The organism is Arthrobacter sp. 9V (assembly GCF_902506065.1).
GTDB lineage: Bacteria > Actinomycetota > Actinomycetes > Actinomycetales > Micrococcaceae > Arthrobacter.
On record NZ_LR733048.1, the window covers coordinates 47,999 to 58,121 of the forward strand.

The 10,123-nt window shown below is 56.6% G+C and carries 7 protein-coding genes and 1 pseudogene; 2 read left to right on the forward strand and 6 right to left on the reverse strand.

Annotated features, from left to right (window positions below; genetic code table 11):
• Positions 1-86 precede the first annotated feature (86 nt).
• Positions 87-545 carry a hypothetical protein gene (locus BACI9J_RS23935; RefSeq protein WP_159736792.1) on the reverse strand — a complete coding sequence of 153 codons (459 nt, stop codon included), beginning with the start codon at positions 543-545 and terminating at the stop codon, positions 87-89.
• Positions 546-799: 254 nt separating this feature from the next.
• On the opposite strand from BACI9J_RS23935, the pseudogene BACI9J_RS24680 reads away from it, so the two are divergent.
• Positions 800-1,012, forward strand: a pseudogene (locus tag BACI9J_RS24680) (DUF3806 domain-containing protein); the annotation flags it as partial.
• A gap of 88 nt (positions 1,013-1,100) precedes the next feature.
• Here the strand turns inward: BACI9J_RS24680 and BACI9J_RS23945 are convergent.
• Complete coding sequence (locus BACI9J_RS23945) at positions 1,101-3,221, reverse strand: KAP family NTPase (protein WP_159736793.1); 2,121 nt, start codon at positions 3,219-3,221, stop codon at positions 1,101-1,103.
• A gap of 927 nt (positions 3,222-4,148) precedes the next feature.
• Here BACI9J_RS23945 and BACI9J_RS23950 point away from each other — a divergent pair.
• A complete protein-coding gene (locus BACI9J_RS23950) occupies positions 4,149-6,464 on the forward strand; it encodes a tetratricopeptide repeat protein (RefSeq protein ID WP_159736794.1) in 2,316 nt (771 codons plus the stop codon).
• Between the two features lie 322 nt (positions 6,465-6,786).
• Here BACI9J_RS23950 and BACI9J_RS23955 read toward each other — a convergent pair whose 3' ends face one another.
• The 4 genes from BACI9J_RS23955 to BACI9J_RS23965 form a co-directional block, all read right to left on the reverse strand.
• Positions 6,787-7,659, reverse strand: coding sequence for a hypothetical protein (locus BACI9J_RS23955; RefSeq protein ID WP_159736795.1), 873 nt, complete (start codon positions 7,657-7,659; stop codon positions 6,787-6,789).
• Between the two features lie 468 nt (positions 7,660-8,127).
• Entirely contained in the window at positions 8,128-8,382 is a 255-nt protein-coding gene (locus BACI9J_RS24825) for a recombinase family protein (protein WP_442858674.1), read from the reverse strand.
• 528 nt (positions 8,383-8,910) lie between these two features.
• Positions 8,911-9,231 carry a hypothetical protein gene (locus BACI9J_RS23960; protein WP_159736796.1) on the reverse strand — a complete coding sequence of 107 codons (321 nt, stop codon included), beginning with the start codon at positions 9,229-9,231 and terminating at the stop codon, positions 8,911-8,913.
• Positions 9,231-9,863, reverse strand: coding sequence for an AAA family ATPase (locus tag BACI9J_RS23965; RefSeq protein WP_159736797.1), 633 nt, complete (start codon positions 9,861-9,863; stop codon positions 9,231-9,233). The genes BACI9J_RS23960 and BACI9J_RS23965 overlap by 1 nt, the downstream gene beginning before the upstream one ends.
• Positions 9,864-10,123 lie beyond the last annotated feature (260 nt).

Here is a 10,123-nt window from a genome sequence, read left to right on the forward strand (position 1 = left end):
GCGCCCGGTGAAGGATCGGCTAACGGGCGCCGCTTCTAGGGTTTGGTGAGCGGTGTAAGCGCAGAGTCGTACTTATCGAAACTCGCTTAGTTCTGCTTTGTCAGCACATAGTGCTCATCCAGAATGTCTGGGAATCCCACGTAGAAAAGAAGCACGGGCGCCTCGTCGGCATAGCGCTCAATAACGAGACGTACGAGCTGCTTGGTGCCCGCGACAGAGCGGGGCGAGGCAATTTTTAGCTCCACACCCGACTGATTCTTATATCGAGCCCACCCCTCTGGGAGTTCAGCAAGAAACTCCCAGGTACCTGTGTCGGATATCGGATCCTTGGCGAAATCCTTCTTCGTCATCTGTGCCGCTGGAAAGTTCTCGACGCGGACCGTACCTTCTGCCCTTAGATCGACAGTTGCGGCAAGGACGGAACTGCCTACGGTGCTCTCGTCCGCAGAGTAAGACCAGATGCCGATCAAGTCATCACGTTGAGTTTCCTGCATGCGGGTACAGCCCGTGAGAACGAACAAGGACATGGCAACTAGTACGCTCACGGGCAACCGGAGACTCGAATCAAATTTCATGAAGTTCTTTCCGTCATGCGGCACGTCGGGCTACTACTTACCCTTGATCTCAACCCGGGAGCCTCTTACCTGCAGTTCGCCCTACTGTATTCGGTTCGAAGCAGGACGCCCGGTGAAGGTTCGGCGGATTCCAGCGGTCATTGCAACAGGAGATTTTCGATCAGTTCGATCGGTTTCTTGAACTCTAGTCTTTTGCGTGGTCGGTCGTTGGAAATGCTGCCGGTGTTGCCTTCGGTGAGCTCCTTGTCCGCGTCTCGCCTTTACGGTGGGTTGTCGCCGAGGACTCAAAGGGCAGGGAACTGGCCGTTCATACCGAGCGGAACAACTTCCTGGTGTACCCGCTCGATGCTGTTGAGAAACGCTGGAGCCACGGCAAGGACGGGCTCTTCATTAAGGCTCTCACCGAAAAAGTCGTCGAACACTTCAAGGTCAAATAGGCCCAGGGGCTCCCGTATAGCTGTTCAGGATGCGCCCTTGAGCAGGAGCCGGCCTTTAACGGCACCGGGTGTGGCCGAGCTTGGAAAGCTATTCACTATCCGAATCTTTGGGGTCGTCGTGATCGACAATGCCGGATGGGGGTCTGACACGGCCGGCGGCGAACTTTCGTCGGTTCGCCCAACTCAGGTCTCGGATGTCGACCTCCTGCTTGGGCTCGTCGTACCACGGGTCGTTCGTGGGCGGCGCAAGTCGATTGAAGGTCTCTTGGTCAAAGTCGTCTGACAGTTGCCAGTTGGGCTTGGTGCCAACAATGGTTTGAGCCGACACCAGCCTTGAGGCCAAGGTTGAGACGTCTGCTTCTTTCGACTCAAGCAGTTGGTGGATAGCACTCCGCAGTTGCTCTTGGCTGTGGGAGAGAACGAAGTGGACTTGGTAACCGATGCCCGACTTGGTCGAAGCGTCGTCACCTTGCTTGAGGTGGTCCAGGAAGTCTGCCATTGCGTCCTCAACCAGCATCGTTGTTACTGCGTCGTACCAGGACGGTTTCCCGGACCGATACGCGCGATCGATGCTGTACTCCAGCCGCCTCCATGCACGGATGCGAAGAGCTGGAGTGTCGAACGTCCACATCACGGCCCGAAGGTTCTCCGCTGGCGTTCCTTCATCAAGTCCCGCGAGGACGTCACCGATCCAGATGAGAAGCTGATCCCGGTCGCCAAACGGCCCGCTGTTGTCCTCCGGGAAATCATTGGCAATCTCGGCAAGAACTTCAGCCAGCTGGATGCGTCCCTCATCTGTGGTCGGCTGGCTCGTCGGATTGAGGCATTTGCTGAGCACCAGGTTCCGTATTTCGCTCTCCGCTCCGACAAGGAGGTCTCTCAAGGGCGTCGCGGCCCCTTCTGTCGCTTCCTTGACAGCGGCGTGGACTGTTGCGTCGCTGACATCATGATCGAGTATTCCCATCGCGAAGTACCTGTCGAAGTATTCCTCGTGCTGCACGCTTTGACGCCGGTGACTTCCATGAACCGCAAGCTGGCCCTTTTTTGCAACCTTGGGAAACAGTGAGACCAATAGATCCCTAGCAGTGCCGCGGAGCGTTTCGGGGACGACCGCTAGTAATGGCTCGATGTCGAACGGCTCGTACTCGAGGGACTGGCCATTGATTGTCCATTCACCGGTGTGCCCGGAGATTAGTTCGCTGCGATACTGCGGTATGGAGTTGAATAAGGACGGGAAGCTGACACGAATAAGGGTCAGCAGTTGAACGTCCTCGTCATCGACCTCGTCGATGGGCAAGAGCGGAATATGATGCTGCAGCTGAGCGATGTAACGGTCAATGGCTCGAGGAGTTGTGAGTAGGCGCGTGAAACATTCGATCAGCCCGCCGAGACGCTCGCTGGCCGAACCATCATCGACAGTTTGCCGAGAGATGCCTGTCAGGCCTTTTCTCAATCGTGAAATCTGCTGGTGTCGCAACAGCGTAGGTACGAAAAGCGGATACTGAACGATCTTCTCCATGAACCGCTCCGCCGAACCGTCATGTGAAGTGACCGCACGTGAGACATCCATACTCCGGTACAGGGTCTCGTCGTCGTAGGCGAGAAGGTACTGGACGCCGTCGAACCGGCCCAGCAACCGAACCACTTTCAAGAGTGCCAACAACTCGTCGCCGTGAAGCCGATCTATGTCATCGACCACGATGAGGATGGGCTTTTGCAGCTCCTTCAGTTCCGCCGATGCCTTATTGAACGCTGCTTGCCATGACGGGGACTTCGCAAGAGCATCAGCTGCGAGTTTCACACCTGCTGCGGCGACGTCTCCAGCAATTGGAATGAGCTTCGCCGCCGGGGCAGCGACTGCCGCCGTCGTCGCGAGTGCCTGCCGTACTTGCTTACCCTTCTTCTTGGGAAGAGCACTAGACAGGGACGAGTGAAACTCATTTAGCAGCCCTGGAACATCGCTAGTGGCCCACGGCGTAAATCTAGCTACACCCCACTCGGGGTGCTTCTTCTGTAACTCCTCGACGATCAGGTTGACCAGCGATGTCTTGCCGCTGCCCCAAGCGCCAGTGAGACCAAAGACTGCACTTGATTCGAACGAGTGCGTCGCCTGGATAAGTTCTGCAGCCCGCTGGGCATACGGGAGGCGCCCGAGGTCGTCCTGCTTCGCCGTGCTGAGAGCTTCATCTGTCCAAACGGTGTGCGTCATGCGCCAATCATCCCCCGCCAACGGAGGGAACATCGCGGAACACACTACGTGACCGTGACGGACCGATGTTCCCGGGTCGCGTGTTGTCCTTTCGAGGACAGCCGGTTGGATCTCGCTGATTATCTCATCAATGGATCAATTGCTAGGAAGCCGTGACCAAAGGAAATCGGCGTCCGCACATCGTGGTCAGCCAGGACTAACTCTTGGAAGCCCGGTCGGCAGACGCAACTACTCAGCTGTGACCGATCGAGACGTCAGCGACGAAGCTACATCGAGGAGCCTTCAGACATGCACTTGAGCCTGCACCGATTTGTACACCCCTGCCTTTAAGGCTGAAGGCCACCAGTTCTTGCCTTTGGGAATCCCAGGTGGTGCCCGACTCTCTCATGCTCACGCTCGCGGAGAACGATGATGCCTTGTTTGCGAAGCCTTCGTGTAATCGCGCTATAGCAGGCGTGTTGCCAATGTTGATATGAAGGCAAGGACCTTTGGATCATCTGCGAGGCCTGCGCTAAACCCATCACGGACGTCGCCCTTGAAATGGTGGTTCTTGGCGGGCACACGGCCTCCCATCCGACATCCCGATGGACTGACCTGCACACCTTCCTCGCACAGTTCCTTCCCCAGAAATAGTGCGAGACGCCTTCATTCCGTTCCGCCCCCAATGGACCGTTAGCAGCAAGTTACGGCCGTCACGACTGATCCCCTCGCAGTTCTGGGTAGCGTTCCCAGAGCACGGGCCACACGAGCGTTCTAAGAACTTTGCGCACTGAGGTCTTCAACATACCCAGCATTTGGTATCGAGTGCCTTCTTCTTCTCCACGCAAGACAAACCAGCCGCTGTGGCCGTAAAAGTACCCGATACGCTCCTACGACTGGAAGAATGACAGCGGAAATGTCGGACGGGAGAGCAAGGCAGGAAAGCCTGTGTCGTTTTGGCTTCAAGTAAGCAAACGAGAGAATTCCTGGTGGTGGCTAGTACCTCTCGTCGTTTTCTCTTCGCTGTCTGGTTCGGCAGCTCTGCTCCAATGGCCCACACCGGTCCTAGTGCTCTGTGTGGTTCTGACCGCTGCAGTACCCTTGGTCGTTACTGCGGCCAAGCAACGGGCCAAACAAATTGATGATTCCACAAGCGCTAAAAAGAACTCCATGCGCACGGCTCATTCGAAGTCCGGGGAAGCACCCCTAGCCAAGGATGTAGCCCTCGAGGATTGGGGTGTGCATCCTTCTCTCATAAACCTTCCATACCTCAAAAGGGATCGTGAGGGTGAGATCCTGGAGGCCGTCGAAGGCAACCAGCCGGTACTAGTCGTTGGTCCATCAATGGCCGGGAAAACCCGTATGGCGGTGAAGCTGGTACAGGAGTGCTATCCCGACCGGCAGGTGGTTATGCCTGACGTACCCGACGGCCTGGCCACACTGATGGCAGCCGGTGATGTTCCGCAATATACGATTGTCTGGCTGGATGACCTGGATCGCTACATAGCAGATCCCAAGCACCTCAAGGCTCGCTGGCTGGATGAGCTGAGCGAGGCTGGCAACTTAATTGTTGCCACGATGAGAGCAAGCCAGTACGAGGCTTTTCAGCCCTCTGAGGCAATGCCCAAGACCCAGTGGGAAACTCTCAGAAAGTTCCAAAAGGTACATCTAATCAACGAGAGCCAAGAACAGGCCCGTCTTGCGTCTCGGGTGGCGGACCCACAGCTTCGACACGGGATCATCGAATATGGATTAGGGACATACGTCGGCGGCGGGTACATAGCCCGAGAAAGATTCCTCGGAGGAAAATCCACCAATCCGATCGGGGTCGCACTGATCAGCACAGCGATTGATTGGCAGCGGACGGGCATCGCCGAAACGATTCCTCATGACGTCCTGATAGCCGCCCTTCCTGGATACGTTGGCGCTGACAACTCTCAGCTAAACGAGGAAGCTCTATCCGGCGCCATTGCATGGGCAAGCGACACCAGGCCTCTTGGCGGAAGGGCAGGTCTCCCCATGAAAGATGACGACTCGTGGCGTCCTTTTGACTTCTTGGTTGATGAAGTAGCAGCAGCCGGTGACCCGATTCCCGGGCACTTGTGGCAACTCGTCGTAAAGCACGACGCTCCTCCTGCCCGCCTGAACTTTGCAGGCCTGTCTGCCCACTTCAATGGCCAGGCCGATATCGCAGACAAACTGTTCCAACGGGCAGCATTGGCAGGCGACCCCGACGGCATGGCCAACTGGGCCAAGACATTGGATCTCCAAGACCGTTTCGAGGAGGCATTGGAGTACTACCGTCAGGCAGCCATTGCCGGCAGTAGCCACGGCATGACGGGGGTCGGCATCGCGCTCATGGCCGAAGGAAATTACGACGAAGCAGGGACCTACCTGCGGAAGGCTGCCGAGCACGGAAATCCTGATGGGATGGCGAATCTAGGTACCTTGTTCTTGAGGCAGGGGAACGTGACTGAAGCCACCGAGTGGTATCGACGAGCATCAGCGGCGGGCAGCGCGTATGGCATGGCAAATTACGGCGCCGAGTTGGCAAAAGTTGGTCGGGACGAGGAAGCCGAGGTTCTGTTCAGGCGAGCAGCGGCAAGGAACAGCGCGGGGGGCCTCTATGAACTGTCGGAGGTCTACGCAAAGCAGGGTGACGAGGGACAGTCAGAACTGCTCACGCGTCGTGCCGTGGCGGGCGGCAATCCCAGCGCTATGCACAAGCTGGCAGGAATCATGCTCCAAAAGGGCAACGTTCATGAGGCTGAAAAACTGTACAGAAGGGCCGCAGAGAGGGGCCCTGGATACCAAGCGAATCTTGGCAGGTTTCTAGCGGAACAAGGACGAACTGCGGAAGCAGAATCCGTGTTAGAGCGGGCCGCAGAACTGGGGGAACCCTTTGCCCATCACTGCTTGGGAGTAATTGCAGCCGGCAAGGGTGAACGGGGCCAAGCCATGGAACACTACCGCACAGCCATCGGGCACGGCTCGATTCCGGGTGGTTTGATTCAGACCAAGGTCAATCTCGCGCAGCTCCTGCTCATGACAGGCGCGGATAACGATGAAAAAGAGGCCGAACAGCTGTGCCGGGATGCAGTAGCCGACGGGAGCGGCCAGGGGATGGTCTTGCTGTCGCTCTTCCATAAACATCGTGGTGAAGACACGGAAGCCCAGTTGCTGATCGAACGGGCGAAGTCAGCAGATGACGCCGAAGCTGCAGTTGCCCTCTACGAATTTCTCAATACCTCACCTCCTGAGTGATCAAGTTCTGGACCAAGATTCATCTGGAGGTGGACCTATTCGTTCCGCCCGGGCGCTCTTCGATCACTAGCCCGTAGCATCACCGCACTGCGGTTAGCTGAGTCGACATCTCGAGCTTTCGCGGCAGGCCGCGCAGTTGCGCTTACTATTTTTAGTTTGCAGTCGTGCGCGGCCTCCCGGTTGATCCCAACAGCACGCGGTCAATGTCCATCCAGGAAGCATCTGCTGCTTTCGTAGCTGCGACCGTCCGGTCGAGACGATGTAAGGCATGACGCTGTTCCCGAGCCGCCACCACAGGTGATTACTTGAATCCATCAGCCATTTAAGCCTTGGCATCAATGAAGGTGGGAAATCCTGTTTCATCCGAGGGATAGGCCAGGATGCGCGATCCCTTCTCCTTCGACCAATCAAACTCGGGGTGGGCATTCGCACGCCCTTTTTCTCTCATCTCCTTCAGCGTTTCCAATTCCCACTCTAGGAGCGTGACCGTTGACGAGAACACCACGAAGACCTGTTCGTTCTTAAGCTTGAAGCCACCCAAGAACGAGAAGATGCCTACCTCTCCGACGAGGCTGCTGAGGTCCATCTCGCCCATGCCCGGATCAACAAAGTAGCCCCGAACCTCCACTGCCCGGCCGTCCGAGGGTGCCGGAATCCATTCGACGTCTCCAAGATCTTTTTTCCCAGCGGGTCCGGGCATTAGATCGTCACCAGGGATGATCAACCTGAAACCCTCGGTCCATCCTTCCGGCGACGATTCGGGACGAGTCCACTGATGCAGAATCCGACCGCTGTCCTTGTCGTCTTCATCGCTAAGGGTGACGATGGCGAAATCAGGCCTGTTGACTTCGTCCTGAGTCATCCCTATTAGTTGGTACCTGAAGTCACCGGATTCATGAAGACTGATCTTGTGAAGGGATGCGCTGCTCCGAATCGCAATATAGACATCACTGGCATTTCGGCCCGCAAATACTCTCCAGACCGAAGACCTGGCTGTCGGATCTCCCACACAGAAACGGAAGGGTGTCTTGCCGCTGGCGGACGACAGAACGTGCGCGAATAAGAACCTGCCGTCTTCGCGGAGCTGAAGCCCTGCCTGGTGCTTGCCAGCCCCTGAGTTTATTACTGCTGTTACTTTGGGCACCTGCTGCACGATCTGCTGCAGTTCTAAGGCCTGATGAGATGGAGATGACACTTCCTCAGCCTAATTCAAGAGGGTCCGGCTTTGCTTTCTCCTGTGGTCATGTTGCGGTTGTGAGGAAAGCTATACCGTCCCCCTATCTAGCCTGGCTCACCAGTCCTCTGCCGATCATGCATTAAGGCGCCATTTCTAGAACAACTCCGATTAACACTTGGGCAATGCCCTTTCGGAGAACGGCATTCGGCCTGGTCCCCATTTCTGTTACGGTGCCGAGGCGGGCGGACACGTACTAAGTAAGGGCTAGTGGCGGCCACTCTCACGGACAGCTGAGTGCTGGAGTCTGTACAAGGTGGCCGGCTCCAACCCGCCAGCCGCGCGGCTTCTGCAGCGGCGCGACCCCTCTCGCGCTCTTGCTCTACAGATCGAGAGCTTGTAGGCAATCACCTCAGGATCCACCAATGGCCGGACCTAATCTGGTGTCATTGGCTTTGACTGCAGCGATGCCCCCATAGCGTTCGGTAATCAGGTCGCGTTCATAGGCAGCGACGCGACCAGCATATTCAGCATCAACCGGCCGGCGGTGGTTGCCGAATTGATCCCATCAGAGATCGAGCGGAGCTCCACTCCCCTGCCGCGAAGAAGAGTAACCGTGTTCAACACACCTGTTAGCGAACTCCCAGACGATCCACGCGCCACACAACCAAAATGTCCCCGCCTCCGCAACTCCAGAAGCCTCTTGATCATTGACGCTCGGCCGCTACCCCGGCTAGCGGACATGACATCCCGTTTCTGCAAGCCAACAATCAAGAGTGTGCGTCCAGCTGCCGTTGCGCTTCCTGAGCAAGTGTGCTGACCCTTGCTTACCAAAGTAGCTTCATCGAGCCATCTGCCTCATGCGCCTATCCATCGGCTGTCCTAAGACGATGCACGACGAGACGAGTTGGCGAGACATTTAGAATCGGATATGACCGGTCCGAATCGGCGTTCCGTCAAGGCGAATGTCAGCGTCTCGTTAACCTTTACCTTTTGTAGACAACGAACTGCGGGCCTGCACCGACCTGAAATCCCCCCCGAAGGGCGTGAGCCACTTCGCATGCAGAAAGTAACGCCCACGACACAGATCGCGATGCGGTCCCCCTCTTTTCAAGATATTCAGGTTCAGGCGCCTGACTTCATGTGCAGCCGGACTTCAATTGTCGACATCCGACTCCCGGCCGTGCGGGACCGGCGGTGGCCTACGGACAATCGAGCATCCTTTGGTCGGTAGTGAACGCTATCGAAGTGATACTAAACAGCTAGCGTTCTCTACTCATAGCTGTCTCGCACCTGCTCAAGTCCAATCCGCAGAGCTCTCAGCGCCATCGGGTGCTTCTTCCGCCCCTCCAGGGTTGCCACCATTGACAGGAGCTCCACAAGATCCAGGTCATTGTCGAATCGGAGCAGCATCGTTTTCGGGCGCTCCTTATCCCGTATATCACTAAGCTCAGGTGTGAAACTCGGTCGAACAGGCGTGATGCGTTGGTCTCTGGCGACCGGCGCTGCCAGAAGAGGTTCAGCTGCGTTGCCAAACGCTTCTATCGCTTCCTCCCGCGCTTTCTCCGAAGCGGAACGTTTTTTGAGCGCCATTAGCCGATCAACTCCTCTACTAAACCGCGGATCTCTCGCGCAGCTTTGGGATTCTTCCATTCCACGACACCTAACCCCTCACCTACTACGTCGCGATAGGCCTTACGCTCGTACAGAACAGTCTGGAGTGGCTCGATGCTTGGGTAATCGGCAAGATACTCTCTTGCGTCAGCGCTCTCTGACTCAAAGGCATTTGTTGATACACGCGTCAGGGCTCCCCGAACACGTAGGGATGGATTGAAGTCGCGTGCTGTTTCGATTAGTCGGTCAACCGTCACCAGTGTGTCTAAGTCAAACTGACTGGACTGAGTCAAAATCAACAGCTGGTGCGCAGCCGTCATGGCTGTACGCATTTCTTTGCTATCTTTACCTGCGACATCGACTAAAACGATGTCGTAACTCGTGTCGAGCTCTCGCAACGTCTCGTGGAGACTGCCCAGCTTTTCGACGACAAAGATGCGAGGTTCGTGACCGGCCTCCTCGCGGTCAACGGCCCAGCGGGCGGTAGACCGCTGGCGGTCTCCGTCCACTACCGCTACACGCATCCCGCGTTTCGCGAGCTCCACGGCCATGTTAGTGACGACTGTGGACTTACCCACCCCGCCCTTTTCGCTTCCTACGACAATGATCATGACTTCCACGCTAGCTGAGAGGAGCTATCAAACCAGTACTGACACGCTAGTGGTTTGATATTACTTCCAAAGTGATATCAAAGCACTATCAAAGCCGAATAGTTCAGCGCTCCTCCGATGGGCCCCACACCACGGAAACAAGAGGAAGGACGGTATCAAACCAGTACCGCCGCGATAGCATTTTGATATCACTTTCGAGGTGGTATCAAATCGCTATCAGATCGAGATCCCGGAACCTCCTCCCGTTGCCACCCACCTGC